Source organism: Sulfitobacter sp. M85 (assembly GCF_029285915.1).
Lineage (GTDB): Bacteria > Pseudomonadota > Alphaproteobacteria > Rhodobacterales > Rhodobacteraceae > Sulfitobacter > Sulfitobacter faviae.
This window is the reverse complement of the sequence record NZ_JABECQ010000001.1, coordinates 631,274-643,916: the sequence shown is the minus strand read 5'-3', so window position 1 is coordinate 643,916 and position 12,643 is coordinate 631,274. Positions and strand designations below refer to the sequence as shown.

Here is a 12,643-nt window from a genome sequence, read left to right as displayed (position 1 = left end):
ATGCCCCGCAGGCACGTTAAATGGCGTCAAATTAAATTGGACAGACTGGAGTAATCAAATGGGTTATCGCGTCGCCGTCGTCGGTGCCACAGGCAATGTGGGCCGTGAAATGTTGAACATCCTTGCGGAGCGTCAGTTCCCCGTGGACGAGATCGTGGCCCTTGCCAGCCGCCGTTCACTCGGGACCGAGATCACCTTCGGGGACAAGACCCTTAAGACCAAAGACCTCGACACTTTCGATTTCACTGGCTGGGACATGGCGCTTTTCGCCGTGGGCTCTGAAGCGACCAAGAAATACGCGCCTGCCGCTGCCAAAGCGGGCTGCGTGGTGATCGATAACTCTTCGCTCTACCGCTACGACAACGAAGTGCCGCTGATCGTGCCGGAGGTGAACCCCGAAGACGTGCACGGTTATTCCAAGAAGAACATCATCGCCAACCCCAACTGCTCCACCGCGCAGATGGTCGTGGCGCTGAAGCCGCTGCATGACCGCGCCAAGATCAAGCGCGTCGTGGTCAGCACCTACCAGTCGGTTTCCGGCTCGGGCAAAGAGGCCATCGACGAGCTTTGGGACCAGACCAAATCGGTCTACAACCCGACCGACAATTACGAGGCCAAGGTCTATCCCAAGCAGATCGCCTTTAACGTGATTCCGCATATCGACGTCTTCCTCGAAGACGGTTCGACCAAGGAAGAATGGAAGATGGTCGCTGAGACCAAGAAGATCGTCGACCCGTCGATCAAGGTCACCGCGACCTGCGTGCGCGTGCCGGTTTTCGTGGGCCATGCGGAATCGATCAACATCGAATTCGAAGACCACCTCGATGAGGCCGAAGCCCGCGACATCCTGCGCGAAGCGCCGGGCATCATGGTGATCGACAAGCGCGAAGACGGCGGCTACGTCACGCCGGTCGAATGCGTCGGCGATTTCGCCACCTTCATCAGCCGCATCCGTCAGGACAGCACCATCGACAACGGCATCAACCTGTGGTGCGTCAGCGACAACCTGCGCAAGGGTGCCGCCCTGAACGCCGTGCAGATCGCCGAGCTGCTGGGCCGCGAAGTGCTGAAAAAGGGCTGAGGTTCAGCCCCAGCTTAGGAATAAGAAAGGGGGCCAAGCGGCCCCCTTTTTCGTCTCTGCCATCTGTCTGCGCAAGCGTCAGACCGGCTCGAATTTCTGCGCCTTGGCGTCATAATATTCCAAGCTGCCCTCGCCGATGTCGGTCCACAGGCCGTGCAGGCTCAGCGTGCCGTCTTCGACCTTTTCCTTGATCCACGGGAAGGTCATCAGGTTTTCGAGCGAGGTTAGCACCGCCTGACGCTCCAGCAAAAGCTGCTGCTCTGCCGGGTCTTCGACCTTTTCCACCGTCTCGTATTTCGGGCGCAGCAGGTCCATCCAGCGGCCCACGAAACTGTCTTGGTTCTCAAGCTCGGGCGCGTTGCCTTTGCACATTTCGATGCAGCCCGCCACGCCGCCGCAACTGGAATGGCCCAGCACGATCAGATGCGCGACCTTCAGCGCGTTGACGGCATATTCCACCGCCGCCGAGGTGCCGTGCTGCTTGCCATCCGGCTCATAGGGCGGGACAAGGTTGGCGATGTTGCGGTGGATAAAGAACTCCCCCTGATCCGCCCCGAAGATCGAGGTCACATGCACGCGGCTGTCGCAGCAGGAGATCACCATCGCACGCGGGCGCTGCCCCTCGGCGGCCAATCGGCGATACCATGTTTGGTTCTCGGCATAGCCGGTCGCCTTCCACCCCTGATAGCGTTGCAACAGATACGACGGCAGAGCCTTGGCCTTGTCCATGTGTAAACGTCCCCTAATGCGAAATGCGGTTTTAGCGCAGATAGCGCAAATGCCATACGAATTCGAGAGAAAAGGCACAATCATCGCAACCCTTTGCACACCTTCACGCGCCATATTGCCCCTGAGGCCGTGGGGGCGTTTGAAGGATGTTAGCAATGCAACTTATGCAAATTCGCCCGACCGAACAGGTCTGCGTCGATCAAGAGCGGCTGGCGCTGCTCTACACACAACTGGGTGAGGTGGGGGCCGAAGATGTTCTCTGCCGCGCGATGGAGGAATTGGCCCTGCGCCTGTCCCATTGCAAAAGGCTCCATGAGGGCCAAGATCGCGCCGGCCTGCGCAAAAGCGTGCACCGCCTGATCGCCATCGCCGATCAAATCGGCATGGCGCTCGTCGCCCGGGTGGCGGCGGATGTGATGGTCTGTATCGACGACGGGGATGACATCGCCACCGCGGCCACGCTCTCGCGGCTGCTGCGCAGCGGGGAACGGTCACTGACCGCAATATGGGACTTGCCCGAGATCACGATCTGATCGCTTGCGGGTGGCGAAGGAAAAGGTAGGCTGCGCGCAAATCCAGATTTGCAAAGGTTTGTCATGTCCGCCGAATTCGCCACCCCCTCCGCCAATGCCCTGCCGCTTCATGTCTTGAGCGAGACCGCGCTTGAAGGCTGGCTTGCCGATCAGCCCGGCGCGGTGCAGGCATGGGTAAAGGCCAGCGGCTTTGTGGGCGGCCTTGGTCAGGCGCTTGTCGTGCCGGGTGCCGAGGGCGCGCCGGTGATGGCACTGGCGGGCTACGGGTCCGAAGCTGCCCGCCGCAGGGGCCGGTTTCACCTCGCCGCCGCTGCAGCCAAGCTTCCTGGCGGGGACTACCGGATCGAAAGCGGCCTGCCCGATGATCAGGCGGCGACAGAGGCGCTTGGTTGGCTGCTGGCGGGCTATCGTTTCGACCGCTACCGCGACCAGCCTGCGCTGACCGCCCGCCTTGTCGCGCCCGAGGGGGTCGACGCCGAACAGATCACCGCGCTGGCCACGGGTGAGATGCTGACCCGCGACCTGATCAACACGCCCGCCTCCGACATGGGGCCGCCCGACCTTGAAGCCGCCGCGCGCAACCTGGCCGAGCGGCATGACGCGCAGATCGAGGTGACAACCGGCGATGCCCTGCTGGAAAACAACCTGCCGATGATCCACACCGTGGGCCGCGCCGCCGACCGCGCGCCGCGGCTGATCGACATGACATGGGGCAACGCTGGGCCAAAGCTGACGTTGGTGGGGAAAGGCGTCTGTTTCGACACCGGCGGGCTGAACCTGAAGCCCGGCGCCTCGATGGCGCTGATGAAAAAGGACATGGGCGGGGCCGCCGCCGTGCTGGGGCTGGCGCATATGATCATGGCCACCGGCATGGAGGTGCAGCTTCGCGTGCTGATCCCGGCGGTTGAGAACTCCGTCTCGGGCAATGCCTTCCGCCCCGGCGACATCCTGACCTCGCGCAAGGGGCTGACGGTTGAGATCAACAACACCGATGCCGAAGGGCGTTTGGTGCTGGCCGATGCGCTGGCGCTGGCGGATGAGGACAAGCCCGATCAGATTATCTCAATGGCGACGCTGACCGGGGCCGCGCGGGTGGCCGTGGGGCCGGACCTTGCGCCCTATTACAGTGACGACGCCGCCTTCGTCTCGGCCTTGGAAAGCGCCGCTGCCGGGTCAGCCGATCCGGTCTGGCGGATGCCATTCCACGACGCCTACGAGGCGCTGATCGAGCCCGGCATCGCCGACCTCGACAACGCGCCCAAGGGCGGCTTTGCCGGGTCGATCACCGCCGCGCTCTTCCTGCGCCGCTTTGTGACCGACAGCAAATACGCGCATTTCGACATCTACGGCTGGCAACCTGCCGACGCCCCCGCCCGCCCAAAAGGCGGCACCGGCCAAGGCACCCGCGCGATCTATGCCGCCCTGCCCGCCTTGCTGAAACCATGAGCGATCCGCGTCTCACCCCGGACCCGGCACTGGCGACCCAGAACCGCCCCGCGCAGGTGGCGGTGCCGGTGGCCGACCTCTGCCGCCGCCCTGACGGGCCACGCGACCGGCAGTTGTTGTTCGGCGAGCAGATGACCGTACTTCATGAGGCGTCGGGCTGGGCCTATGTGCAGGCCGAGAAGGACGGCTATTGCGGGCATGTTCTGCAAAGCACCCTCAGCACCCCGCGCAGCGCCACCCACCGCGTCTGCGTGCCTGCCACCCATGCCTATCGCGACGCCGATCTGAAATCGCCGGACCTGCTGAGCCTCAGCTACGGTGCGCGCGTCACCGTCACGGCAGAGACCAAGGATTTCGCCGAAACCCCGCAGGGGCACATTCCGCGGGGCCATCTTGCCCCCGTCGAGAGCCGAGAGGCCGACCCGGCGCAGATCGCGGCGCTGTTCATTGGCACGCCCTATCTCTGGGGCGGGAATAGCCGTTGGGGGATCGATTGTTCGGCCCTTGTTCAAGCGGCGCTGCTGGCCTGCGGCATCCCCTGCCCCGGTGACAGCGACCAGCAAGAAAAGACGGTGGGCGCCCCCGTCAGCGATGCCTATCAGCGCAATGATCTGTTGTTCTGGAAAGGCCATGTCGCGCTGGTGGTGGACGGCGAGACGATGATCCACGCCAATGCCCACGCCATGGCCGTGAGCTATGAAAACATCGTCGAGGCCATCGCCCGGATCAAAGCGGGCGGTGACGGCCCGGTGACGGCACATCGCCGGCCCGGCGTTTAATCTACTGCACGGATCAGCTTGCGCTCCAACACGCGCAGCACGGCCTTCAGGTCATGGCCCCGGCGCAGCACCTGCCCGCCGGTGCCCACCACCGCATACATCCCCTGCCGGTTGCGCAGCTTGGGCCGCTTTTCGATCCGGTAAAGCGGTATCTCAGCCGTGCGGCGAAAGACCGAAAAAACGGCCACGTCCTTAAGGTGCGAAATCCCATAGTCCCGCCACTCCCCCGCCGCGACCATACGCCCGTAGAGCGATAGGATCAGCGACAGTTCGGTGCGGTGGAAAGCGACCTGTTCGGCAGGGCGCTCGAAAGCCGTGATTGGCGATGGGGGCTCTATGCTCATGGCTTTACAGTTGACCCTGACGGGGGCCAAATCAAGCCCTGAGATGGCCGAAAGCGCGGCTCAAAATTTCTTGAAAGCGTTACAGAATTGTGCAACCAATCTTGAAACTGAAACACAAAGGCATGACGGAATGACCCCAGACGCCCGCGCCCGCAAATGTGCCGAGGTGATGTTCGCCCGAGATCCCGCCTCGGCCGGATTGGGCATGAGGATCGACGAGGTCACCCCCGGCGGCGCGGTTTTGTCGATGTCGGTGCGCCCGGAGATGCTGAACGGGCATGGGATTTGCCACGGCGGTTTCATCTTTACGCTGGCCGACAGCGCCTTTGCCTTTGCCTGCAACAGCTACAACCAGACCACTGTCGCCCAGCAGAACCAGATCACCTATCTCAGCCCCGGCCAGCCGGAGGAGCGGCTGACTGCCACCGCACGCGAAGTGTCGCGCAGCGGTCGGTCGGGCATCTATGACGTGACCGTCACGGGCGAGGATGACCGTGTCGTGGCCCTGTTTCGCGGGCTGTCCCGCAGCATTAAAGGCCAGCTATTTACCGAGGAGGAGCCGACCTGATGAAAGACCTGACCCCCGCGAAGGATACGCTCGACCCGATTGAGATCGCCAGCCGGGACGAGATCAGCGCCCTGCAATTGGACCGACTGAAATGGTCCCTGCGCCATGCCTATGACAACGTGCCCTTCTACAAGCAAAGCTTCGACGATGCGGGCGTGCATCCCGATGATCTGAAACAGCTTTCCGATCTTTCGCGCTTTCCCTTCACGGTAAAGACTGACCTGCGTGACAATTACCCCTTTGGCATGTTCGCCGTGCCGCGCGATCAAGTGGCGCGCATTCACGCGTCCTCCGGCACCACCGGGCAGCCGACCGTCGTGGGCTATACCAAGGACGATCTGGCGAACTGGGGGCAAGTCGTCGCCCGCTCCCTGCGCGCGGCGGGGATGCGCCCGGGCGACATGCTGCACAATGCCTATGGCTATGGGCTGTTCACCGGCGGCTTGGGCATCCACCTCGGCGCCGATGCGCTTGGCCTGTCGACCGTGCCGATCTCGGGCGGGATGACCCCGCGCCAAGTGCGCCTGATCGAAGATTTCCAGCCCAAGGGCATCACGGTCACCCCGTCCTATGCCCTGTCGATCCTCGATGAATACGCCAAACAAGGCATCGACCCGCGTCAATCCTCGCTTGAGGTCGGCATCTTCGGCGCAGAGCCCTGGACCAACGCCATGCGGTTGGAAATTGAACAGGCCTTTGACATGCATGCCGTCGATATCTACGGCCTCAGCGAAGTCATGGGGCCGGGCGTGTCGATGGAATGTGTGGAGACCAAAGACGGGCTGCACATCTGGGAGGATCACTTCTACCCCGAGATCATCAACCCCGAGACGGGCGCCCCGGTCGAGGATGGCGAAATGGGCGAGTTGGTCTTCACCTCGCTCACGAAACAGGCCTTCCCGATCATTCGCTACCGCACCCGCGACCTCACCCGTTTGCTGGCGGGCACCGCGCGTTCCATGCGGCGGATGGAAAAGGTGACCGGGCGCAGCGACGACATGATCATCCTGCGCGGCGTTAACGTCTTCCCCACCCAGATCGAAGAGGCGCTGATGGCCACGCCGGGCTTGGCTCCGCATTTCCAGATCGAACTCTCGCGCCCCGACCGGATGGATCAGATGCGCGTGCTGTGTGAATGCGCTGACGCCAGCGTCACGACCGATGCCCGGGCTGCTGCGATCAAAGCGCTGTCGGCACAGATCAAACAGACCGTCGGCATTTCGGTCACGGTTGAGGTGATGGATGTGGGCGGCGTTGCCCGGTCAGAGGGCAAAGCCGTGCGCATTCTCGACAATCGGCCAAAGGGCTAGGGGCACACCCTAGCCGCAGGTGACCTTGGCGATTTTCCCCTCCGCGTCCAACACGATGTTGGTGCGGTTGGGGTTGGCATCCATGGTCACCGGGTCGCCCTCGGTATAAACGCGCTTGGGCTCGGAAACGATGCTCGCCGCCGACTTCGGGCGGCCGATCAGCCCCCACCAACTGCCTTCTTTGCAGGTGTCGATCGGGCGCTCGGCGGCGGCAAGCTCTTCTTGCCCGTCATCTTCAGAGGGGCTGGAGCTGTCGTTCACCGCGTTCACGACCGACTCCGGCAGCGGTTTGGGCTTGGCCGGACTGCTGGGGGTTTCGGACCGCGCCGGGGCCTCGGGCTCCGGCGATGGCGGCGGCGGTGGGGGTGTGGTGGCCGCAGGCGCGGGGGCCGGGATCGGGTTCTGCACCGGCGCTGTCGACAATTCAGCGCATCCGGCCAGCACTAGGGGTGCCAAGAAAACTACTCTCATATTCCAAACCTCGTTCTTCGCGTGGCGTCCATCCCGCAACAGGTAGCGCCCTGACCCGCCCCGCCAAGGGCCGAGCGCTTTGCCCTTGCCGGAACCCGCCGATAGGACTGCTGGGGCGGCGAGATCACGGAGCCGCCCGGGGCGTTCCCGCTGGCCGCAACCCCATGAGCGCGCGGGTGACGTCGATCGGTTCAGCCAAGGCCCAAGCCCCTGCCCCATTGCACCCCAAGGGCGGGCTGGCTAATGCTTGACCCATGGTCGCGATCTTCCTGAAAACCCTGCCGTTCTTTGCGCTGATCGGCCTTGGCTACTGGGCCGGGCGCACGCGGTTTTTCTCTGCCGAAGCGACGGCCTATCTCACCAAATTCGTCTTCTACTTCGCCCTCTCGGCGATGCTGTTCCGTTTTTCCGCCAATCTGTCCTTGGCCGAGGTCTGGGACAGCCGCCTTGTTGCCGCCTACCTCTGGGGGACGGCCTTCGTCTATGCCATCGCCAGCCTCGTCGGTTTTTTGCGCGGGCTCGATGTGGCCACCAATGGGATCGAGGCGCAATGCGCCGTGATCGGCAACACCGGCTTTCTGGGCGTGCCGATGCTGACGCTGCTCTTAGGGCCGGATGCCATCGGCCCCGTGCTGCTGGCGCTGACCGTCGACATGATCATCTTTTCCAGCCTCATCGTGATCCTGATCACCGGCTCCCGCGAGGGGCAATTGCGGCTGGCGACACTCAAAACCGTCGGGATCGGCCTGCTGAAAAACCCGATGATCGTGGCCATCACGCTGGGGTTCCTCTGGTCCGGCTTCGGCATCCCGATCCCGGTGCCGCTGAACGAATTTCTGGCCATCCTCGGCGGCGCTGCCACCCCCGGTGCGCTGTTCGCCATTGGCGCCTCGCTGGCTTCAAAATCCGCCGAACGGATCGAGATCGCGGGCTGGCTGACTTTCTGCAAGCTGGTGCTGCACCCGCTCTTCGTGGCCTTTGGCGCGCTGTTTCTCTTCGGCGTCGACCCGTATAAAGCCGGGGTCATCATCGCCACGGCCTCCCTCCCGGTCGCGGGCAATGTCTATATGCTCGCCCAACACTACGGCGTCGCCCCTCAGCGGGTCTCTGCCGCCATTCTCGTTTCAACCACGGTCAGTATCGTGACCGTCAGCCTTGTCGTAGGCTGGGTCTCGGCCCTGTGACACACTCAAGTTCGAAAGGAACGCTGCCATGAAAACCATCTCGGAAAACGCCTGTTTCGGTGGCACGCAGGGGGTCTACTCCCACGCCTCCGACTCCTGCGGCTGCGACATGACATTCGGCCTGTTTCTCCCTGCCGAGGCGCAGGACGGCCCGGTCCCGGTGCTGTGGTATCTCTCGGGCCTGACCTGCACCCATGAGAACGCCATGACCAAGGCCGGCGCGCAGGCTTGGGCCGCGGAACACGGCATCGCGCTGGTCTTCCCCGACACCTCCCCGCGGGGTGAAGCTGTGGCCGATGACGACGCTTACGACCTTGGCAAAGGCGCGGGGTTCTATGTGGACGCGACCCAAGACCCTTGGGCGGCGCACTACCAGATGTGGGATTATCTGGCCGAGGAGCTGCCCGCCCTGCTGGCCGAGAATTTCGCCCTCGATATGGAGCGTCAAGGCATCACCGGCCACTCCATGGGCGGGCACGGCGCGCTGACGCTGGCGATGAACCTGCCGGGGCGTTTCCTCTCGGTCTCGGCCTTCGCACCGATCACCCATCCGACGGCGAGCGACTGGGGCAAAAAGCAACTCACCGCCTATCTCGGGGCCGACGAGAGCACATGGACGAAACACGACAGTACGCTCCTGATGCGCGAAAAGGGCTTCGACGGGCCGGTGCTGATCGACCAAGGGGCGAGCGACCAGTTCCTCGACCTCTTGATGCCCGAAGCGCTGGCCGAGGCCATGGCGGCAAAACGTCAGCAGGGCAGCTTCCGCATGCAGCCGGGCTATGACCACAGCTATTTCTTCGTGGCGAGCTTCATGGAGGATCACGTCGCCTTCCATGCCGACGCGCTCTACGCGGGCTGAGCCATGACCGCGCTCTACATCGACGCCGACGCCTGCCCCGTGAAGGCCGAGGCCGAGCGGGTGGCGACCCGGCACAAGATCAAGATGTTCCTTGTCTCCAACGGCGGGCTGCGCCTGTCGCAGAATCCGCTGGTGGAGGTGGTGATCGTGCCCGACGGGCCCGATGTGGCCGACATGTGGATCGCCGAGCGTTGCGGGCCGGGCGACGTGGTGGTCACCGGGGACATCCCGTTGGCCGCCAAATGCGTCGAAGCGGGCGCAAGGGTGCTGAAACACAATGGCGAGGCGCTGACCGCGCGCAATATCGGCAACGTGCTGGCCACCCGCGACCTGATGGCCGACCTGCGCGCCGCCGACCCCTTTCGCCAAGGCGGCGGCAAGGGGTTTACAAAGGCCGACCGCTCCCGTTTCCTCGAAGCATTGGAGCGGGAACTGCGCGCGGCGGCGCGGGGGTAGCCCCGCGTTAAGCAATTGTTAGGGCAAGTGATATGACACCACAGGCGGTCGTTTTCGACATCGGCAACGTATTGATCGAATGGCAACCGGAGCGGTTTTACGACAGTGTCATCGGCGAAGATCGCCGCCGCGCCATGTTCGACGCCGTGGACCTGCACGGCATGAACGACCGCGTCGACAGCGGCGAGAATTTCCGCGACACGATCTATGCCATGGCCGAGGCGACGCCTGAGTGGGGCGATGAAATCCGCCTCTGGCACGACCGCTGGATCGAGATGGCCGCCCCGGTGATCGACCACTCCCTGCGGTTGAAGAATGCGCTGCAAGCGCGCGGCGTCCCGGTCTTCTCGCTCACCAACTTCGGCATCCAAAGCTATGATCTGGCCGCGACCCATTACCCTTTCCTGCGCGAGTTCGACCGTGATTTCATTTCCGGCCACCTCGGCATGATCAAACCCGCGCCCTCAATCTACGAGGCCGTGGAAAAGGGCAGCGACCTGCCGCCCGAGGCCCTGCTCTTCACCGACGACCGCGCCGACAACATCGCCGCCGCTGCTGCGCGGGGCTGGCAAACCCATCATTTTACCGGGCCGCAGGGCTGGGCCGACCGTCTGGTCGCCGCAGGCCTGCTGACCCGCGAGGAGGCCGCATGACCGACATCCCGAACATCTCCTTCGAGGCGGGGGAGGCGCTGCTGGATTGGATCGCGCTCACCGACGCGCTGGCCGCGGGCCACGACCTGCCGAAGGCCGAGATCGGCGACACCTTCCTCTATCGTGGCAAGGACACGCTTCTAAGCCGCGCGGCGTGGATCGACGGGCTGGGCATCGCCGTCAAATCCGCCACGATCTTCCCCGGCAACCCGGACCGCGAGGTGCCGATGGTCAACGGCGGCGTCTCGCTTTTCGATGATGTCACAGGCACACTCTCCGCCATCGTGGACTTCCACCTTGTCACCAAGTGGAAGACCGCGGGCGACAGCCTCTTGGCCGCGCGCCGCCTTGCCCGACCGGACAGCGAGAACATCCTGATCGTCGGCGCGGGCACTCAAGGTCGGGCGCTGCACGCCGCCTATTCCGCGGCCTTCCCGCAGGCGCGCTTCACGGTCTGGAACCGGACGCCCAAGAACGCCGAGGCGATGGCCGCAGAGCTCAAGATCAACGTGGCGACCGATCTGGAGCAGGCCGTGCGCGCCGCAGATATCGTCACCTCCGCCACCATGTCGACCGACCCGCTGATCGAGGGCGATTGGTTGCAGCCCGGCCAGCACCTCGATCTCATCGGCGCCTACCGCCCCGACATGCGCGAGGTGGACGACACGGCGCTGCTGCGCGCCCGCGTCTTCGTCGACAGTTTCGACACCACCATCGGCCATATCGGAGAGATCAACATCCCGCTTGAGGCAGGCACCATCACCCGCGATCACCTGATCGCGGATTATTACGATCTGGCTGCCTTCACCCGGCAGAGCGATGACGAAATCACCCTCTTCAAGAACGGTGGCGGCGCACATCTGGACCTGATGACCGCCAACCACATCCTCGAACGCTGGCGCGCGCGTTAAGCGGTCACCAGCCCCTCGAGCCGTTTCTCGCGGATCGGCAGATGCACCACGGCGCTAAACGCGCCCACGGCCACGCCAACCCACCAGACGGCGGTGTAGCTGCCGTAGATGTCGTACATCCGCCCGCCCAGCCAGACGCCGAGGAAACTGCCCAGCTGGTGGCTGAAAAAGACGATCCCGTAAAGCGTGCCCATGTAGCGCAGCCCGTAGATATGCGCGACGAGGCCGGAGGTCAGCGGCACCGTGGCGAGCCAGAGCGCGCCCATCCCCACAGAGAACAGGATCACCGTCATCGGCGTGATCGGGAACATGATGAAGGCCGCCGCGATCACCGTGCGCCCGACATAGATCCCCGCCAGCAGGTATTTCTTGGAATAACGCTTGCCCGCCCAACCCGCCAGCAGCGTGCCCGCGATATTGGCCAGTCCAATCAGCGAGATCGCCACCGCGCCAAGCGCCGAGGTGGTGGTGATGCCGATGTTGTGCAGCACGCCCCCGGCAAGGATCGGACCACACACCTCGGTCACGAAAGCCGGGAAATGCGCGGTGATGAAGGCGAGTTGGTAGCCGCAGGAAAAGAAGCCCAGAAAGATCAGCGTATAGGAGGGATCGCGGAAGGCCTTGCCGAGGATCTGGCCCATTGATTCCTCAAGCTCCGCGCGGCTTGCCATCGCGGGCGCGCGCATCATCGGCAAGGTGAGCAGCATCAACAGGATCACCCCCGCGAAGCTGACGAAGGTCATCTGCCATGATATGAAGCTTAGCATCCATTCCGCCACTGGCGCGCCGAAGACTTGGCCCGCGCTGCCCGCCGCCGTGGCGATGGCCAGCGCCATCGAGCGGTTCTCGTCAGACGCCGCGCGCCCCACCACGGCGAGGATCACGCCAAAGCCAGTACCCGCGATGCCGAAGCCCACGAGCCAGGCATAGGTCTGATGCTCGATCGGCGTTGCGGAGTTGGCCGACAGGAGCAGCCCCACGGCGTAGACCACCGCCCCGATGATAATCGCCCGCCTATCGCCAATCTTCTCGGCCAGCGCGCCAAAGATCGGCTGCCCGATGCCCCAGGCGAGGTTCTGGATCGCGATGGCGAGGGAGAATTCACTGCGCGCCCATGCGAATTCCTCGGCAATGGGGATCTGGAACACGCCGAAGGAGGCCCGCACGGCGAAGCTGACCATGATGATGATACATCCGACCATCAGGACCGGGGTGAACAGGGGCGCGCGGCTTTGCATGGAAGTGTTCCTTTCCGCGGCAGATTATGGGTTTCCCGGGCGTCGTCAATCGGACATCTCCAAAGACTGGCCAGCCCG

15 protein-coding genes are annotated in these 12,643 nt (G+C 63.9%); 11 read left to right on the top strand and 4 right to left on the bottom strand.

Features of this window, described 5'->3' with window-relative positions; all coding sequences use genetic code 11:
- The first annotated feature begins 58 nt into the window (after positions 1 to 58).
- Entirely contained in the window at positions 59 to 1,081 is a 1,023-nt protein-coding gene (locus HKX24_RS03275) for an aspartate-semialdehyde dehydrogenase (protein ID WP_067266005.1), read from the top strand.
- A 78-nt stretch (positions 1,082 to 1,159) separates the two neighbouring features.
- Here HKX24_RS03275 and HKX24_RS03270 read toward each other — a convergent pair whose 3' ends face one another.
- A complete protein-coding gene (locus HKX24_RS03270) occupies positions 1,160 to 1,810 on the bottom strand; it encodes a carbonic anhydrase (RefSeq protein ID WP_209218489.1) in 651 nt (216 codons plus the stop codon).
- 155 nt (positions 1,811 to 1,965) lie between these two features.
- Here HKX24_RS03270 and HKX24_RS03265 point away from each other — a divergent pair, with 155 nt between their 5' ends.
- The 3 genes from HKX24_RS03265 to HKX24_RS03255 all read left to right on the top strand — a co-directional run bounded on the left by HKX24_RS03265 (position 1,966) and on the right by HKX24_RS03255 (position 4,568).
- Positions 1,966 to 2,343: a hypothetical protein gene (locus HKX24_RS03265; protein WP_271692870.1), complete on the top strand. Its 378-nt coding sequence runs from the start codon at positions 1,966 to 1,968 to the stop codon at positions 2,341 to 2,343.
- Positions 2,344 to 2,406: 63 nt separating this feature from the next.
- Positions 2,407 to 3,789, top strand: a complete 1,383-nt coding sequence (locus HKX24_RS03260; protein WP_271692869.1) for a leucyl aminopeptidase family protein — start codon at positions 2,407 to 2,409, stop codon at positions 3,787 to 3,789.
- Positions 3,786 to 4,568 (top strand): NlpC/P60 family protein, encoded by a 783-nt coding sequence (locus HKX24_RS03255; protein WP_271692868.1) that lies wholly within the window; start codon positions 3,786 to 3,788, stop codon positions 4,566 to 4,568. The genes HKX24_RS03260 and HKX24_RS03255 overlap by 4 nt, the downstream gene beginning before the upstream one ends.
- Here HKX24_RS03255 and HKX24_RS03250 read toward each other — a convergent pair.
- Positions 4,565 to 4,912, bottom strand: coding sequence for a DUF2794 domain-containing protein (locus HKX24_RS03250; protein ID WP_209218493.1), 348 nt, complete (start codon positions 4,910 to 4,912; stop codon positions 4,565 to 4,567). The genes HKX24_RS03255 and HKX24_RS03250 overlap by 4 nt on opposite strands.
- Before the next feature lie 130 nt (positions 4,913 to 5,042).
- On the opposite strand from HKX24_RS03250, the gene paaI reads away from it, so the two are divergent.
- Both paaI and paaK read left to right on the top strand, forming a co-directional pair.
- On the top strand, positions 5,043 to 5,480 hold the full coding sequence (paaI, locus tag HKX24_RS03245) for a hydroxyphenylacetyl-CoA thioesterase PaaI (RefSeq protein ID WP_271692867.1): 438 nt from the start codon (positions 5,043 to 5,045) through the stop codon (positions 5,478 to 5,480).
- Positions 5,480 to 6,790: a phenylacetate--CoA ligase PaaK gene (paaK, locus tag HKX24_RS03240; protein WP_271692866.1), complete on the top strand. Its 1,311-nt coding sequence runs from the start codon at positions 5,480 to 5,482 to the stop codon at positions 6,788 to 6,790. Before paaI ends, paaK begins: the two co-directional genes overlap by 1 nt.
- 9 nt (positions 6,791 to 6,799) lie before the next feature.
- Here the strand turns inward: paaK and HKX24_RS03235 are convergent, their stop codons facing one another.
- Positions 6,800 to 7,261: an I78 family peptidase inhibitor gene (locus HKX24_RS03235; RefSeq protein ID WP_276153824.1), complete on the bottom strand. Its 462-nt coding sequence runs from the start codon at positions 7,259 to 7,261 to the stop codon at positions 6,800 to 6,802.
- Between the two features lie 254 nt (positions 7,262 to 7,515).
- On the opposite strand from HKX24_RS03235, the gene HKX24_RS03230 reads away from it, so the two are divergent.
- From HKX24_RS03230 to HKX24_RS03210, 5 genes are read left to right on the top strand one after another with little or no spacing between them, the layout of a single operon-like run.
- A complete protein-coding gene (locus tag HKX24_RS03230) occupies positions 7,516 to 8,445 on the top strand; it encodes an AEC family transporter (protein WP_271688814.1) in 930 nt (309 codons plus the stop codon).
- A 28-nt stretch (positions 8,446 to 8,473) separates the two neighbouring features.
- Positions 8,474 to 9,307: an S-formylglutathione hydrolase gene (gene fghA, locus HKX24_RS03225; protein ID WP_271692864.1), complete on the top strand. Its 834-nt coding sequence runs from the start codon at positions 8,474 to 8,476 to the stop codon at positions 9,305 to 9,307.
- A 3-nt stretch (positions 9,308 to 9,310) separates the two neighbouring features.
- The gene (locus HKX24_RS03220; protein WP_209218498.1) at positions 9,311 to 9,763 is read left to right on the top strand and encodes a YaiI/YqxD family protein; all 453 of its coding nucleotides are present in this window, start codon (positions 9,311 to 9,313) and stop codon (positions 9,761 to 9,763) included.
- Between the two features lie 32 nt (positions 9,764 to 9,795).
- Positions 9,796 to 10,416, top strand: a complete 621-nt coding sequence (locus HKX24_RS03215; protein ID WP_271692863.1) for an HAD-IA family hydrolase — start codon at positions 9,796 to 9,798, stop codon at positions 10,414 to 10,416.
- On the top strand, positions 10,413 to 11,327 hold the full coding sequence (locus tag HKX24_RS03210; RefSeq protein WP_271692862.1) for an NAD(P)-binding domain-containing protein: 915 nt from the start codon (positions 10,413 to 10,415) through the stop codon (positions 11,325 to 11,327). Before HKX24_RS03215 ends, HKX24_RS03210 begins: the two co-directional genes overlap by 4 nt.
- Here HKX24_RS03210 and HKX24_RS03205 read toward each other — a convergent pair.
- Positions 11,324 to 12,565, bottom strand: a complete 1,242-nt coding sequence (locus HKX24_RS03205; protein WP_271692861.1) for an MFS transporter — start codon at positions 12,563 to 12,565, stop codon at positions 11,324 to 11,326. The genes HKX24_RS03210 and HKX24_RS03205 overlap by 4 nt on opposite strands.
- Positions 12,566 to 12,643: the final 78 nt, after the last annotated feature.

What these genes read in the sequence shown, in the direction of transcription:
- HKX24_RS03270 (WP_209218489.1), bottom strand. Translation starts at nt 1,810, where the DNA reads ATGGACAAGGCCAAGGCTCTGCCGTCGTATCTGTTGCAACGCTATCAG.
- HKX24_RS03205 (WP_271692861.1), bottom strand. Translation starts at nt 12,565, where the DNA reads ATGCAAAGCCGCGCGCCCCTGTTCACCCCGGTCCTGATGGTCGGATGT.
- paaI (WP_271692867.1), top strand. Translation starts at nt 5,043, where the DNA reads ATGACCCCAGACGCCCGCGCCCGCAAATGTGCCGAGGTGATGTTCGCC.
- HKX24_RS03250 (WP_209218493.1), bottom strand. Translation starts at nt 4,912, where the DNA reads ATGAGCATAGAGCCCCCATCGCCAATCACGGCTTTCGAGCGCCCTGCC.
- fghA (WP_271692864.1), top strand. Translation starts at nt 8,474, where the DNA reads ATGAAAACCATCTCGGAAAACGCCTGTTTCGGTGGCACGCAGGGGGTC.
- HKX24_RS03275 (WP_067266005.1), top strand. Translation starts at nt 59, where the DNA reads ATGGGTTATCGCGTCGCCGTCGTCGGTGCCACAGGCAATGTGGGCCGT.
- HKX24_RS03230 (WP_271688814.1), top strand. Translation starts at nt 7,516, where the DNA reads ATGGTCGCGATCTTCCTGAAAACCCTGCCGTTCTTTGCGCTGATCGGC.
- HKX24_RS03215 (WP_271692863.1), top strand. Translation starts at nt 9,796, where the DNA reads ATGACACCACAGGCGGTCGTTTTCGACATCGGCAACGTATTGATCGAA.
- HKX24_RS03220 (WP_209218498.1), top strand. Translation starts at nt 9,311, where the DNA reads ATGACCGCGCTCTACATCGACGCCGACGCCTGCCCCGTGAAGGCCGAG.
- HKX24_RS03260 (WP_271692869.1), top strand. Translation starts at nt 2,407, where the DNA reads ATGTCCGCCGAATTCGCCACCCCCTCCGCCAATGCCCTGCCGCTTCAT.
- HKX24_RS03255 (WP_271692868.1), top strand. Translation starts at nt 3,786, where the DNA reads ATGAGCGATCCGCGTCTCACCCCGGACCCGGCACTGGCGACCCAGAAC.
- HKX24_RS03265 (WP_271692870.1), top strand. Translation starts at nt 1,966, where the DNA reads ATGCAACTTATGCAAATTCGCCCGACCGAACAGGTCTGCGTCGATCAA.
- HKX24_RS03210 (WP_271692862.1), top strand. Translation starts at nt 10,413, where the DNA reads ATGACCGACATCCCGAACATCTCCTTCGAGGCGGGGGAGGCGCTGCTG.
- HKX24_RS03235 (WP_276153824.1), bottom strand. Translation starts at nt 7,261, where the DNA reads ATGAGAGTAGTTTTCTTGGCACCCCTAGTGCTGGCCGGATGCGCTGAA.
- paaK (WP_271692866.1), top strand. Translation starts at nt 5,480, where the DNA reads ATGAAAGACCTGACCCCCGCGAAGGATACGCTCGACCCGATTGAGATC.